Below are 13,815 nucleotides of genomic sequence, written 5' to 3'. Positions count from 1 at the left end.
TAACGGTGTTAAGGATTCCTGAACACTGTTAAAGTGTCAATCGTGCCGCTGGACCGGGAACGGGTGATCAAGGCCGCCATCGATCTCCTGGACGAGGTCGGCCTGGACGGGCTCTCGCTGCGCCGGCTCGCCCGGGAGCTCGGGGTGCAGGCCCCGGCCCTCTACTGGCACTTCAAGAACAAGCAGGAGCTGCTCGACCAGCTGGCCGAGACGATCGCCGCCCGGACGCCGCCGGCCGCACCGCCCGCGCCCGGCGAGCCCTGGGACGACTGGCTGGCCGAGCGGGCCCGGGAGCTGCGGGCCGGGCTCAACCGGCACCGCGACGGCGCGATGCTGGCGGCGTCGACGCGGCCTCAGGCAGTACAACTGGGGAACATCGAACGGCAGCTGGAAGTGCTGTGCGCGGCCGGTCTGCCCCCGGCCGACGCGATGACCGCGCTGATCGCGGTGAGCAACTACGTGTCGGGCTTCACGCTCGACGAGCAGGCCGACCGGCTGCGGGGCGGCGGCGGGGACGAGCCGGGGCTGGGAGTCGACGAGGTGTTGCGATTCCTCGAGGTGTACCCCCTGATGAGCGCAAGTCTCCGCACGATCCTCGACCCGAACAGCGACGCCAGCTTCGAGCGCGGGCTGCAGACCGTGCTCGACGGGGTGCGGGCCGCCGTGGGGCGCTCGTCCGGCTGAAGCACCAGGTAGACCGCGCACAGCAGGAGCACCGCGGCGATCGTGCCCAGCAGCGCCCGGTAGCCGGTGGAGGGAATCAGCGCCGCCCCGAGCGCGATCGACAGGGTCTGCGGCACGGTGACCGCCATCGTCGCCGCCGCGAAGACCCGGCCCTGCAGCCGGTGCGGGGTCATCAGCTGGACCCGGGTGATGAAGCCGACCGTGAGCCAGGGCAGGCTGACGCCGAACAGCGCCGCCCCGGGCAGCACCACGGCGTCCACCGGCACCGCCTGCAACAGCGCCCCGGCCGCCCCGACCACCATCCCGGCGGCCATCAGCCGGGCCTCGCCCAGGCGGCGGACCAGCGGCGCGGCGCTCGGCCCGCCGATCAGCGCGCCCGCGCCCTGCACGGCGGCGAGCACCCCGACGAACGCGGGGAAGCGGTGCAATCCCTGGCCGGCCACGGCGAACACGGTGGTCTCGCTGAAGCCGAGCACGCACAGCGCGCACGCCGCGGCCAGCACGACGGGGCGCAGCCGGGGCTGGCGGGCGATGAAGCGCAGCCCGCCGCCCTCACCGGCCAGCCGCTCCGGCCGGCGTTCCTCGACCCGCAGCCGCAGCAGCGACACGATCGGCACCGCGTAGCTCACCGCGCCGACCAGGATCGCCGCGGTCGGCCCGGTCAGCACGAACAGCCCGGCCCCGAGCAGCGGCCCGATCAGGCGCAGCGTCTCCTGGGCGGTGCGCAGCAGGCCGTTGGCGTCGGCCAGCAGGTCGCCGGGGACGATCGAGACCAGCAGGGCGGACTGGGCCGGGGTGAGCAGCGTGTAGGCGGCGCCGCAGAGGGCCATCGAGCAGTACACGAGCCAGATCCGGCCCGGCCCGTCGACCGCCAGCAGCGGCAGGACGGCCACCGCGGCCCCGGCGTTGGCCCAGATCAGCAGCGTGCGCCGGCGGAACCGGTCGACCAGCGCCCCGGCCACCGGGCCGAGCAGCGCCGGGGCGGTGAAGCAGAAGAACACCAGCCCGGCCGCGGCGTTGCTCCCGGTGAGCGTCTTGACCCACACGCTCGTGGCGAGCCAGAGGGTCGAGTCGCCGAGCAGCGAGACGGCCTGCCCGAGCAGGTACGTCCGCGCCGCCGGCACGGCGAGCAGGCGCCTCACCCGGACGCGTTCACGATCGGCATCACTCGATGAACACGCACGGAGGGCGATCTGTCAACCGCTACAAGTGACGAACGTCCCACATCCAGACGCCGCCGGTGTTCGTGCCGGGGCCGAACAGGCCGGTCAGCGTGGTGCGCACGGCCTCCCACTGCGCGCCCTGCGGGGCCAGCACGAGGGAGGTCCGCCAGTACCGCAGGTCGTCCCGGGCCCGGGTCCGGTCCGCGTCGGTGATCGGAGGGACCGTGCCCTTGTACATGGCCTCGGCGAACAGCTTGTCCGTCGGACGCTGGGCCGGGCCGGGGGTGGCGTGGTGGCCGTCGATGCCGTCGGCGGGCCCCAGGAAGTACCCGTGCGACACCTTCATGTCCGTGCCGGTCGCCCCGGTCCACCAGATCGCGGTCGGGAAGTCCCACTGCGGCAGCGGCACGATGAGCACCGTCTGGTCCGGCCCGACGTACTGCTTCCAGGTCCCCGCCGACACGAACGCCGGGATCGCGGGCCGGGTCACCACCTTGATCGGCATCGGCGCGGCCGGCAGCAGGGCGGCCACGAGCGCGGTGGCGATGAACAGCTGCCGGGTGCGCACCGGCAGCCCGTCCAGGGCGAGCAGCCGCTGGACGCCGAGGGCCAGGATCGGCACGACGGCCCAGTTCGTCACCTCGCCGAGGCGGGTCGGCAGCAGCGTGTCGAACAGCGGCAGGTGCTGCAGCAGCGCGAACGGCCCGGGGATGCCGGTGTCGCGGCCCTGCCACTGCAGCGGCGAGCCCCAGGCCAGCATCTGGAAGGCCACGCCGGTGACGGCCAGGCTGCGGATCAGCACGTCGTGCCACTGCCAGACGACCAGCGCGACCAGCAGCAGCACCAGGGCCCAGCCGAGGAAGCCGTGCTCCTCGGCGCCCAGGGGCGGCGGCGGCTCGCCGAAGCGGCGCAGGCGCTCGGCCACGCTGTTGCTGCCGTAGGAGGTCATCCCGAGCACGTCCATGCGGAACGTGGTCATGTACTGCTCGCCGCCGTGGTACGCGCCCGGGCCGAAGAACTGGAACCACAGCGGGTAGGCCAGCAGGATCAGCGACGCGCCGGCGGTGACGCCCAGCCCGGCGGCGAGCGGCCGGATCGCGGCCCGCACCCGGTCCCGGCGCTGCACCGCCCAGAGCAGCAGCACCAGCCCGATCGCCAGGGCGGCCAGGAACAGCGTCTCCTCGTTGATGAACACCTGGTAGACGACCAGGGCGGCGAGGATCAGCCCGTTGCGCAGCGGGCGGCCCTCGAGCAGCTTGAACGTGCGCCAGGCCAGCAGTGGTACCAGGAACTGCGCGACGAGGTTCACGTGGTACGACGCGTGCGAGGTGACCGTCGGCGCGAACCCGCCGACCAGCCCGCCCACCCACGCGGCGGTGCGGCTGGTGACGAGGTGGCGGGAGAGCACCCAGTACCAGGCGGCGGCGGTGCCGGCGATGCCCAGCACGATCAGGATGTCGAAGGTGACCTGGGCCCCGAACAGCAGCGTGATCGGCGACAGGGGCAGCCCCAGGCCGAGCACGGTGGTGTTGGCCATGCCGTTGACGCCGAGCGGGGCGTTGTACTGCGTGATGTGGAACGGGTTCTCGCCGTGCGACACGACCCGGGCCGACCAGGCCAGGAAGTACTCGGCCTGGGCGCGGTCACCGGGGCTGATCGGCATCCGCCTGCCGTAGTGGGCGAGGATCGGCGCGACCACGAACAGGGCGCCCAGCAGGTAGCTGCCGAGCGCGAGCAGGTCGGCCCGGCGGCCGGTCCGGTTCGTGGTGATCTCGGTGATGCCGTCCGATTCCTCGCTGCGCCGCTGTCTCACGATCCTGCCCTCGGTGGCAGGTGCGGTCGTGTCGCCCGTCTCGTCGGTCTCGCCCAGGCCGGCCGTACCCGTCAACATCGCGTGACCATACCAGCGAGGACCATTTGGGCACGCACGTGAGCACGGGGCGGACCCTCGCGGATCCGCCCCGTGCCCGGTCGGTCGATCAGCGCGCGCGCTCGGTGTACGTGATGGTCGGGATGGGTGCCGGCAGGACCACGCTGGCCGTCGGCATGGGCGCCGGCGGGGCTCCGAACGTGTCGGTCGGCTGCGGGATCGGGTTGCCGTTGATGTCGGTCGGCAGCGGCATCGGGTTCATGGTGTCCGTCGGCTGCGGCACCGGGTTCATCGTGTCCGTCGGCAGCGGCATCGGGTTGCCGAACGTGTCGGTCGGCTGCGGCGTCGGGTTCATGGTGTCCGTGGGCATCGGCATCGGATTGCCGAACGTGTCGGTCGGCTGCGGCATCGGAGTGGGGCTCATGGTGTCCGTGGGCATCGGCATCGGGTTGCCGAAGGTGTCCGTCGGCGCCGGCGTGGGCGCCGCGGTGGTGCAGCTCGGCGTCGGCGTCGGCGTCGCGGTGTCCGTCGGCTGCGGCGTCGGGCTCATGGTGTCGGTGGGCTGCGGCATTGGGTTACCGAAGGTGTCGGTCGGCTGCGGCACCGGGTTGTTCATGGTGTCGGTCGGCATGGGCACCGGCATCGGCATGTCGGTGCTGCCCGGCAGCGGTGTCTCCTCGGTGCCCGGGACGATCGGGCCGCCCGGCATCGGGTTGGTCACCGGTCCGACCGACGAGCCCGGCATCGGTTCGGTGCCCGGCACGGTCGAGCCCGGGTTGGGCTCCTGCGTTGGGAACAGGCCCGGCGGGATGATCACCGAGGCGCTCGGCGCGACCGGGCTCGGCGGGTAGACGACCGATCCGCCCGGCGTGGGCGTCGCGGTGTCGGTCGGCATCGGCTGAGGTGCCCCTGGATTGCCGAACGTGTCGGTCGGGCACGGCGTGGCACTGCCCGGCGCACCGGGATAGGCCGTGGTCCAGGCGCTGAGCCCGGGATCCGGCGTCATCGTCTCGGCCGCGCGCGCACCGGGCGACACGGTCTGCGCGCCGGCTCCGGTCTGGTTGAGCACGCCCGCGGTCAGTACGGCGAGGAAGCTAGCGGCCCCAACGGCAACCGGCAGACGCCGCTTGCTTTTGCTGGCAGGCATTGAGTGAAACCCCCGTTGGTCTCGACAGCGATCACCCTATGCTTACCCATCGCTACTGCGAGTAATCGAAAAACGGGGAATTTCGGGCTTTTCTCGCGTTGAGGCGACCCGGTTCCGGCCGCGGAGTTTGGCGTCGTACAGCGCCCGGTCGGCCGCCGCGAGCAGCGCCTCCGGGCCGGCCGCGGGCAGGTCGGCGGTCGAGGCCAGGCCGATGCTCAGCGTGGGCAGCCCGTCGGGCAGGTCGGAGGAGCTCGCGACGAGCTCGCGGACCCGGGCCGCCACCGCGCGGGCGCGCTCCTCGCCGCCCTCGACCACGACCGCGAACTCGTCGCCGCCGAGCCGGGCCGTCGCGTCGCCCGGGCCGGTCGCCGTGCGCAGCGCCGTGCCGACGCGGGTCAGGACGGCGTCGCCCGTACCGTGGCCCCAGGTGTCGTTGATCGTCTTGAAGTGGTCGACGTCGACGATGAGCAGGCAGCGCTCGGAGCCGGCGGCGAGCGCCCGGGACAGCTCCAGGTCGAAGGCGCGCCGGTTGGGCAGGCAGGTCAGCGGGTCGGTCAGCGCCTGCTCCTCCAGACGGGCCACCAGCGCCTCCGAGCGGCCGCGCAGCTTGGAGACGACGACCGTGGACACGGTGTACGCGGTGACCAGCGCGGCGATGTCGGTGGCCGCGCTGACGTCGTACTTGAGCCAGAACGTCACCGCCGCGTCCGTCGCGCTGGCCGCGGCGAGCAGGGCGTACATCAGGTCCCGGCGGACGAAGGTGGCGGCGTAGAGGAGGGGCCACAGGAAGTACAAGTGCGCACTGACACTGACATCGTGGGTGACGAGGTTGAGCATGCCCATCAGCGCGACCGCCACGAACGGCACGATGACCCAGAACACATCGGGAATCCGTTGCGGTGCGAGCCGGCACAGCGCGCCCGCCGCGACCATCGATCCGGCCACCGCCTCGGTGGTCAGCACGCCGGCCGTCGACCCGCCCGCGAAACCGGGCACGAGCAGCGCACACGCGCCGACGACGGACCCGCCGGCGATGAAGAAGTAGGCGACCGAGCGCGTCGCCGCCACGCGGTCGCGCGCGTGGATCAGGGGCCGGTCCGGCGCGCGCCACACGCCTGCCGATCGGCGGGCAGGTGCCGAAGCTGAGCCTTGTATGCGACACCAGTTGTAGCGAGGGCCGACTATGCTGCGGCGGTCTTCACCTGCGCCGAGGAGCTCTCATGTCCGACCCATATGGTCAGCCGCCGAACTACGACCCGTACGGTCAGCAGCCGCAGCAGCCGCCCCAGTACGGCCAGGGCTACGGCCAGCCGCAGCAGCCGCCGGCCTACCAGCAGCCCCCGGCCTACCAGCAGCCGCCCGCGTACCAGCAGCCGCCGGCGTACGACCAGGGGTACGGCTTCAACCAGCCCCAGCAGCCGCCGCTCTACACGCCGCCGCCGCCGAAGAAGAGCAACGGCCTGATGATCGGCGTGATCGTCGCCATCGCGATCGTGCTGATCGGCGGCGTGGGCGCGGTCGCCTACAAGCTCAGCTCGTCGGACGAGCCCGACACGCCGACCGCCAACGCGACCACCGCCGGCCCGACCGGGACCGCGACCGGGACGGCCGGGGCGACGAAGACGACCGGCGCCCCGAAGACCACCGCGCCGACCAACCCGAAGGTCACGCTGACCGCACCGGCCACCGTCGGCTCCTGGAAGAAGCAGTCCAACCAGGACCAGGCCAAGACCATGAGCCAGCAGATGGCCGACGCCGGCGTGGAGAACCCGTTCGCGGCGCAGTACCAGGACACCAAGCAGACCTCGCACGTCGTCGTGGTCTGGGGCGGCACCGGCTCGGCGTTCAGCATCGGCGGCCCGGACAAGCAGCTCAAGGACTTCTTCACCGGCGCCTTCAAGTCGCTCAACAGCACCGGCTCCGACTCGACCCCGTTCGACGCGGGCAAGCTGGGCGGCAGCTCCGAGTGCCAGAAGACGAGCTCGAACGGCGCGACGCTGTCCATCTGCGCCTGGGTGGGCAACGACGCGCTGCTCGCGTTCATGTTCAACGGCATGGAGGCGTCGGCCGCGGCGATCCAGGCCAAGCTGCTGCTCGCCTCGATGGCCGTGCCGGCCTAAGTTCTGCGGTGCAGGGCCGCCTCCGCGATTCGTAGACCCTCCTCGGCCTCGATTCCGGAGGCGGCGACCACCGCCGCGAAGTCCTCGGCGGCCCGCCGCACCCGCTCCAGCGCCGCCTGGCCGGCCGCGGTCACGTAGGACCCGGCCCGGCCGCGGGTCTCGATCAGGCCGGCGTCCTCCAGCTCCCGGTAGGTCCGCGCCACGGTGTTCACGGCCAGCCCGAGCTCGGCGGCGAGGCTGCGGATGGTCGGCAGGCGGGTCCCCACGGCGAGCGACCGGTCCCGGATGCGGGCGGCGACCTGCAGGCGGAGCTGCTCGTAGGGCGGCACCGCCGAGCCCGCGTCGATGACGAACATCACGCCAGTATCCCGGCGAGCACCACTTCGGTCAGCCGCGGCACCGCTGCCCTGCTCGCCCCGGCGATCCCCATCAGCCCGGCGCGCACGTCCTGGACGGTCAGCCCGTCCCGCATGGCGCCCTTGGCCCGCGCCACGAGGGCATCGAACTGCGCCGAGTGCTCGGCTCGTTCCTGCGGAAAACGCCGCATCAGTACCGTGCCGAGCTCACGGTTCTCCGCCTGTCGCGCGGCGAACGCGCGGATCGCGAACGCCAGCCCGGCCCGCGGGTCCTCGTGCGCGACCGCGGCGCGCAGGTCCCGCTCGCAGCCGTCGACGAGCTCGCGCAGGACGGCGTCGACGAGGTCCTCGCGGCTCGGGAAGTGCCGGTACACCGTCGCCACCCCGACCCCGGCCGCCCGCGCCACAGCCCGGGTCGGCGCGTCGCTGGCAGCGCCGAAGACGGCCCGCGCGGCGGCCACGATCCGCTCCCGGTTGGCCTGCGCGTCGCTGCGGCGGTTCCGAGTCGATCCGGCGTCCACGGCTCTCACTTCCGGTGCGCATCCGATTTCCGGGCCTACGGTAGCCCGCATGCAGGCCGTACAGTTCGCGCGGTTCGGGCCGCCCGATGTCCTTCACGTCGCCGCGGCGCCCGACCCGCACCCGGGGCCGGGCGAGGTGCGCATCCGCGTCCGCGCGGCCGGCGTGTCCCCGGTCGACGTCAACCTCCGGGCCGGCCGAGGTGTGGCCCGCATCGCGCTGCCGCACATTCCCGGCGTCGACGCGGCCGGGGTCATCGACGAGCTCGGGCCGGGCGTCACCGGGTGGGCTCCCGGCGACGAGGTCTTCGGGATCGTGCCGCTCGCCGCGCTCGGGGGCGCGACGGCCTCCCTCGCGGTGCTGCGGCACTGGGCGCGGCGCTCTCCCGCGATGCCGTGGGCCGAGGCGGGGGCGGCCGGGACGAGCCTGGAGACGGCGACGCGGGCCCTGGACCGGCTGGGCGTCGCACCCGGGATGCGGCTGCTCGTGACCGGGGCCTCCGGTGGGGTGGGCAGCATCGCGGTGCAGCTGGCGGTCCTGCGGGGGCTCACGGTGTACGGGAGTTCCGCGGACGCGGCTTTGGTGGAATCGCTGGGCGCCTCGCCGGTGCCCAGAGAGATCTCCGGGCGGTTCGACCGTGTGCTCGACACCGCCGGGGCCGGGCTGATGCCTCTGATCGCGGCCACCGGCGACCCGGCGCACGTGCTGACCATCGCCGACTTCGCCGCTGCCGGGCTCGGGGTCGCGATCTCGATGGGGGAGCTGGCCGGGGAGCCGACCGGGCATCACGGGCTGGCCGAGGCGGGGCGGATCCGGGTGCCGCTGCAGGCGACGTACCCGATGAGCGCCGCCGCCGACGCTCATCGGGCCTTCGAGACCACCTCGCGGCGCGGGAAGATCGCCTACGAGATGGACACGTCGTCGACGTAGTAGGCGCCGCCGTACTCGGCGGGGTCGCCGGTGGTGAGGGTCAGCGCGTCGAACGTGGTCGCGGCGCCGGAGCGGGTCGTCGTGGTGAACCGCTGGCCGTTGACGGTGAGCGTGGCCGTGGTCGCGTCCGCGTCGAGGGTGACCGGGACGTAGGTGCGGGCGGGCACGACCGCGCTCAGCGAGCCGAGGCTCGTCCAGGCCTTCCCGTCGAAGACCTGCACCGACTGGGGCGTGGTCGCGCCGGCGCCGGCGACGATGGCGAAGGACCATGCGCCGCTCGTACCTTGGCCCAGGCCGATCGTGAACTTCGTCCGGCCGTCGGCGTAGCCCCACTGCATCGCCGCGCTCGTGTGCCCGGCGGCGGGGAAGGAGCGGGTGATGCGGGCGTTGTCGTCGGTCCACTTGTCCCACAGGCGCAGGGCGGTGGCGCTGTGGGCGCCGCCGAACTCGCCGTAGGCCACGTTGGCCGCCACGTCGGTCACCCAGGCGTGCTCGGCGTCGCGCCAGCCGCGGGGGACCGCGAACGGCTTCTCGTTCTCGAACGTGTCGATGCCGGCGGCGTACACCTCCAGCTCGGTGACGGTGGTGCCGGCCCCGGTGACCTTGACGTACTGCGCCTGCTGCACCGGGAAGTCGGTGTAGCGCAGCGCCCAGTCGCGCCGCCCGGCCGCGTTGACGACCGGCGCCGACCAGTGCTCACCGTCGGCGGACAGCTGGACCGTGGCGGTCTGCGGCTGGCCGTTGCCGAGCATGAGCCCGATCCGGTTCACCGCGTACGCGCGGTCGAGCTTCAGCACCATGTCCTTGCTGAGCACCGCGGCGGCGCTGGGGGACGAGCTGCCGTCGAACGCTCCCTGCGGCCGCGTCTCCGGGAACCGGCTCTTCCGGAACGTTCCGCTCAGGGTCGCGCTGCCGTCGAGCAGCTTGCTCATCACGTCGATGCGCCCCGTGCCCGGGGTGACCGCCGCGACGTACTGCGCGCTGATGCCCATCTGTTCGTCGTACGCGCCGCAGCCCCACACGGCGCACTGGTCGTAGAAGAGCACTGATCGGCTGGCCGACACCGATTCGAGGCTCGTGTTGCCGCTGGTGCCGTCGTATCGCCCGTTGTTGCCGGTCGACGGGTAATTCGCGAACACCGTCTGCTGAGTATCCCATTTCGTTCCGGTGCCGTCGAAGCTCGTCAGGACCCGAACGTCCGGCCGGCCGGTCGACAGCAGCAGCGTGCCGTTGGGCTGCAGCACGAGGTCCGGGTAGATGCCGACGACCTGCACGCCGTCCGGGCCGCGCAGCGGGACCGGCTCGCTCCAGGTGCGCCCGTCGTCGCCGGAGAACGACTGCACCAGCCGCGCCGGGTTGTCGGTGGTGCGCAGCGCCGCGGTCAGCCGCCCGTCGCTGGTCCGGCTCCACCCGACCTCGTTCGTGCCGGGCGTGTTCTCGCTCCTGATCTGCGAGCGGAACGTCCACGACTTCCCGTTGTCCGTGGACTGCAGCACGATCGAGATCTGCCGGCTGGTCCCGGCCAGCACCGTGTAGGCGGGCTGGAGAATGGTGCCGTCCTGCAGTACCAGTGGCGCCCTATGGACCCGCAGCCCGTTGGACACCGGCCCGAGCGGCATCCCCGGCGGCATGGTGAGCGGTGCCTTTCTCGTCGTCCATTTCGCGCCGTCCTCGGACGTGTGCACGATGAGATTCACGCGCGTGTGCGCGGTGTCGGCCCACTCCGGGATGAAGTCGATGCCGAGCAGCGATCCGTCCGGCCGCCGCACCATATTGAGCGCGGTGGTCGGATAGTTTCGCCGGGTGGTCGGGAACGACAGTCCCGAATCGTCGGACGTCGACATGTTCACCACGCTCGCGGCCGTCCCCACGTCCGGATTCGCCTGCGAAGAAACGAAGAGCCGTTTGACGGTACGGCCGGTGCCGTCCACGCTGTCCAGCCCGTACGACGCCGGCACCGCGGCGAGCGACCCGGGCCCCCAGTTCAGCACGTTCCAGTGCGACCCGCTCCCGGCCGCGAACTGATCCGGCGCGCCACCGTCCCCGGACACGAGTTCGTCGCCGGTCAATGGGAGCGACCCACCGGCCCGCGTGACGGTGACGGTGCTCGGATTGGCGGCCACCCCGACCGCGAGTAATGCCAGGGCGAATCCGGCCGCGGCCCCACCGATGAACCCGGAACGTGGCATGAAGCGACTCCCGTCTACATGGAACGCCATTTCATGCGGACGCTAAGACGCTTGTCGTTCCATGTCAATCGGGGCCGTGCTTGACATGGAACGCAGTTCCAAGCACCGTGGCGGCGTGCGCCTGACCGAGGTCCGAACCGTCCTGCTGACCGGCCCCTGCACGGACGACCCGTGGCTGTCGGTGTTCAAGCAGAGCCGCAGCGCCGCCTTCATCGAGCTCGTCACCGACACCGGCGAGACGGGCCTCGGCGAGACCTACGCCGGGTACTTCTTCCCGGAGAGCGTGCCGCTGGTCGTCGACTACCTGCGGCCGATCCTGCTGCACGCCGAGCCGTTCGAGCCGGACACCCTGGACGTGCGCGCGCTGGTCGCGCGGATGCGCACCTGCTTCCAGTTCTGGGGCCGGGTGGGCCTGGGCGCCGCGGTCCTCGCCGGCATCGAGGGCGCGTTGTGGGACCTGGCCGGCAAGCTGCTGCGGCTGCCGGTCCACCGCCTGCTGGCCGCCACCGCGCCTTCGACGTTGCCGGCCTACGCCACCGGCGGCCCCTCGCCCTGGCCGTTCGACGACCTGCTGCGCAAGGTGGAGTTCTACCGCTCGCTGGGCTTCTCGGCGGTCAAGCTCTCGTCCGGCTACCTGGACTCCACGACCCGCGAGGAACTGGAGTTCAGCGTCGACGCCGAGGTCGAGAAGGTCTCCCGGGTCCACGCGGCGTTCGACGTCAACCTGTTGCTGGACGGCCACATGGGCCACCGCGAGGGCGCGGCCCGCTGGCATGTCTCGACCGCGCGCGACGTCATGGACGCGCTGTCGCCGTACGGTCTCGTGTTCTTCGAGGAACCCCTGCCCTACGACGACCTCGCGGGCTACGCCGAACTGTGCGGCGGCCCGATCCCGATCGCGGGCGGCGAGCAGCTGACCAGCTACGCCGAGTTCACCGGCTACACCTTCGACGTGGCCCAGCCGGACGCCGCCTGGCTCGGCATCGACGCCTTCGTCCGCGTGGCGGCGCACTTTCCGAGGGTGGCCCCGCACGCCTGGTCGGCGGGCATCGGCGTCATGCAGAACGTCCACGCCGCCTTCGCCTGCCCGAACACCCTGATCGTGGAGCTCCCGCCGGCGGCCGGCCCGCTGCACACGGAGCTCTGGACCCTGGAGGTCCACGACGGCGTCGTACACCGCCCGGACACCCCCGGCCTGGGCGTCCACCTGCCCCATTCGATCCGCGACCGCTACCCGTTCCGCCCCGGCGCCGAGGAGTTCTCCAGCGTCCCCGGCAAACTGATGCGAAGCTGACCGCGATGCACATCGTCCTGGCGCAGCCGCTCGCTGCTCGATATGCCCCGCAGGTGTCCGCCGTGGCCCCCGGCGCGGAGGTGACGTGCCTGGGCCCGGACGATCCGGTCCCGCCGTCGACCACGGTGCTGTTCGCCGACCGCTGCCCGCCGTTACCGGCCCTGGAATGGCTCCAGCTGGGCTCGCACGGCTACGCCCAGGCCGAGGGCGTCACGGCTCTGGTGACGAACGCGAGCGGCGTCCAGGACAAGCCGATCGCCGAGTGGTGCGTGCTGATGCTGCTGGCGCTGTACCGCGACTTCCCCGGCATGCTCGCCGCGCAGCGCTCGCACGAGTGGAACCGGAGCCCGGTCTTCCAGTCGGAGCTCTCCGGCCGCCGCGTGGGCATCCTGGGCTACGGCAACATCGGCCGCGAGGTGGCCCGGCACTGTTCGCTGCTGGGCCTGGAGATCTGGGTCATGACGCGGGGCGGGGTGAAGGACCGCGGCCCGCGCTACAACGCCGTCGAGCCACCGACCCCGGCCAGGACTTTCGAGCTGAGCGAGCACCGGGACTTCTACACGGGGCTGGACGCCTTGATCGTCACCACGCCGCTGACGGCCGGCACCAGGCGCCTGGTCGACGCGGAGGCCCTGTCCCTCCTCCCGCGCGGCGCCCTCCTGCTGAACCCGGCCCGTGCCGGCGTGGTGGACGAACAGGCACTGCTCGCCGCCTTGCGGAACGGCCACCTGGGCGGGGCGGCGCTGGATGACCACTACCGCCAGCCGATGCCCGCGGACGACCCGTTCTGGGACCTGCCGAACACGATCGTGACGGCGCACATCTCGGGCTCGAGCGGCAGCACCCACTACCTGGACCGCATCTGGGACCTGTTCCTGACCAACCTGCGCAACTTCGTCACCGGCGCCCCGATGCTGAACGTCATCGCCCGGTCCGACCTCCGCCCGTCGTAGCCGCCGCCGGTTCAGCGGCGACGGTGCGGACGGCGGACTCGAGCTCGTCGCGGCCGATCTTCCGGCGGGCGACCAGGGCCACCTTGCCGGTCCGGTCCACGATGACGGTGTTCGGCAGCGTGCGGGGTGAGATCGCCGGGAAGACGAGCGGGATCTCGCCGGTCGGGTCGAACAGGTTCGGGTACGTCACGCCGTAGGTGGCGACGAACCGCTCGGCCGCGTCCCGGTCGTCGTTGACGTTCACACCCAGGACGCGCACGCCGAGGGTACCGGTGGCGGCGGCCACGGCCTGCAGGTCGGCGGCCTCGTCGTTGCAGGGCGGGCACCAGGACGCCCAGAAGTTGACCACCACGACGGAGCCGCGCCAGTCGGCGAGGCGGAACGCGCTGTCGTCGAGGAGCCGGCCGGTCAGGTCCGGCACGACCGGGCGCCCGTCCGGCGGGAAGCTCAGCGGCGCGGTGGCGGAGGGGCGCGCCGCACCGTCCTGCGGGTCGTTCGTCTCTCGCAGGTACCAGGCCACCATCATGCTGGCGGCGACGATCGTGCCTGCCAGGAGGCGGCGGCGGGTGGACAAGGTCGATGCACCTCCC

Annotated in this window: 12 protein-coding genes and 1 pseudogene; 5 read left to right on the top strand and 8 right to left on the bottom strand. The window is 72.4% G+C overall.

The annotated features are described in order from the left end of the window. Nucleotides 1-42: 42 nt before the first annotated feature. On the top strand, nucleotides 43-684 hold the full coding sequence (locus ACQP00_RS42705; RefSeq protein ID WP_433208126.1) for a TetR/AcrR family transcriptional regulator C-terminal domain-containing protein: 642 nt from the start codon (nucleotides 43-45) through the stop codon (nucleotides 682-684). Nucleotides 685-686: 2 nt separating this feature from the next. On the opposite strand, the pseudogene ACQP00_RS42700 reads toward ACQP00_RS42705, so the two are convergent. The 4 genes and pseudogenes from ACQP00_RS42700 to ACQP00_RS42685 all read right to left on the bottom strand — a co-directional run. Continuing rightward, nucleotides 687-1,730 (bottom strand): annotated as a pseudogene (locus ACQP00_RS42700) (MFS transporter); the annotation flags it as partial. Between the two features lie 157 nt (nucleotides 1,731-1,887). Next, nucleotides 1,888-3,738 carry a hypothetical protein gene (locus ACQP00_RS42695; protein WP_433208123.1) on the bottom strand — a complete coding sequence of 617 codons (1,851 nt, stop codon included), beginning with the start codon at nucleotides 3,736-3,738 and terminating at the stop codon, nucleotides 1,888-1,890. A gap of 88 nt (nucleotides 3,739-3,826) precedes the next feature. Then, nucleotides 3,827-4,864, bottom strand: coding sequence for a hypothetical protein (locus tag ACQP00_RS42690; RefSeq protein WP_433208120.1), 1,038 nt, complete (start codon nucleotides 4,862-4,864; stop codon nucleotides 3,827-3,829). Between the two features lie 42 nt (nucleotides 4,865-4,906). After that, nucleotides 4,907-5,977 carry a GGDEF domain-containing protein gene (locus tag ACQP00_RS42685; protein ID WP_433208117.1) on the bottom strand — a complete coding sequence of 357 codons (1,071 nt, stop codon included), beginning with the start codon at nucleotides 5,975-5,977 and terminating at the stop codon, nucleotides 4,907-4,909. A gap of 107 nt (nucleotides 5,978-6,084) precedes the next feature. Here ACQP00_RS42685 and ACQP00_RS42680 point away from each other — a divergent pair, with 107 nt between their 5' ends. Next, the gene (locus tag ACQP00_RS42680) at nucleotides 6,085-6,984 is read left to right on the top strand and encodes a hypothetical protein (protein WP_433208114.1); all 900 of its coding nucleotides are present in this window, start codon (nucleotides 6,085-6,087) and stop codon (nucleotides 6,982-6,984) included. Here ACQP00_RS42680 and ACQP00_RS42675 read toward each other — a convergent pair. After that, the gene (locus ACQP00_RS42675; protein WP_433208111.1) at nucleotides 6,981-7,340 is read right to left on the bottom strand and encodes a GntR family transcriptional regulator; all 360 of its coding nucleotides are present in this window, start codon (nucleotides 7,338-7,340) and stop codon (nucleotides 6,981-6,983) included. The genes ACQP00_RS42680 and ACQP00_RS42675 overlap by 4 nt on opposite strands. After that, entirely contained in the window at nucleotides 7,340-7,861 is a 522-nt protein-coding gene (locus tag ACQP00_RS42670) for a TetR/AcrR family transcriptional regulator (RefSeq protein WP_433208108.1), read from the bottom strand. The genes ACQP00_RS42675 and ACQP00_RS42670 overlap by 1 nt, the downstream gene beginning before the upstream one ends. 49 nt (nucleotides 7,862-7,910) lie before the next feature. On the opposite strand from ACQP00_RS42670, the gene ACQP00_RS42665 reads away from it, so the two are divergent. Then, complete coding sequence (locus ACQP00_RS42665; protein WP_433208105.1) at nucleotides 7,911-8,789, top strand: NADP-dependent oxidoreductase; 879 nt, start codon at nucleotides 7,911-7,913, stop codon at nucleotides 8,787-8,789. On the opposite strand, the gene ACQP00_RS42660 is transcribed toward ACQP00_RS42665, so the two are convergent. Then, entirely contained in the window at nucleotides 8,762-10,978 is a 2,217-nt protein-coding gene (locus ACQP00_RS42660) for an exo-alpha-sialidase (protein WP_433208102.1), read from the bottom strand. The two genes, ACQP00_RS42665 and ACQP00_RS42660, sit on opposite strands and share 28 nt — an antisense overlap. Nucleotides 10,979-11,093: 115 nt before the next feature. On the opposite strand from ACQP00_RS42660, the gene ACQP00_RS42655 reads away from it, so the two are divergent. Continuing rightward, nucleotides 11,094-12,272 carry a mandelate racemase/muconate lactonizing enzyme family protein gene (locus ACQP00_RS42655; RefSeq protein WP_433208099.1) on the top strand — a complete coding sequence of 393 codons (1,179 nt, stop codon included), beginning with the start codon at nucleotides 11,094-11,096 and terminating at the stop codon, nucleotides 12,270-12,272. Nucleotides 12,273-12,277: 5 nt separating this feature from the next. Then, entirely contained in the window at nucleotides 12,278-13,225 is a 948-nt protein-coding gene (locus ACQP00_RS42650) for a D-2-hydroxyacid dehydrogenase (protein ID WP_433208096.1), read from the top strand. Here ACQP00_RS42650 and ACQP00_RS42645 read toward each other — a convergent pair. Next, nucleotides 13,194-13,799: a TlpA family protein disulfide reductase gene (locus ACQP00_RS42645; RefSeq protein ID WP_433208093.1), complete on the bottom strand. Its 606-nt coding sequence runs from the start codon at nucleotides 13,797-13,799 to the stop codon at nucleotides 13,194-13,196. The two genes, ACQP00_RS42650 and ACQP00_RS42645, sit on opposite strands and share 32 nt — an antisense overlap. Between the last annotated feature and the right edge of the window lie 16 nt (nucleotides 13,800-13,815).

The sequence above is a fragment of the Dactylosporangium sp. CS-047395 genome, from assembly GCF_050942185.1.
Classification (GTDB): Bacteria; Actinomycetota; Actinomycetes; order Mycobacteriales; family Micromonosporaceae; genus Dactylosporangium.
This window is presented reverse-complemented; position numbering and strand designations above follow the sequence as displayed.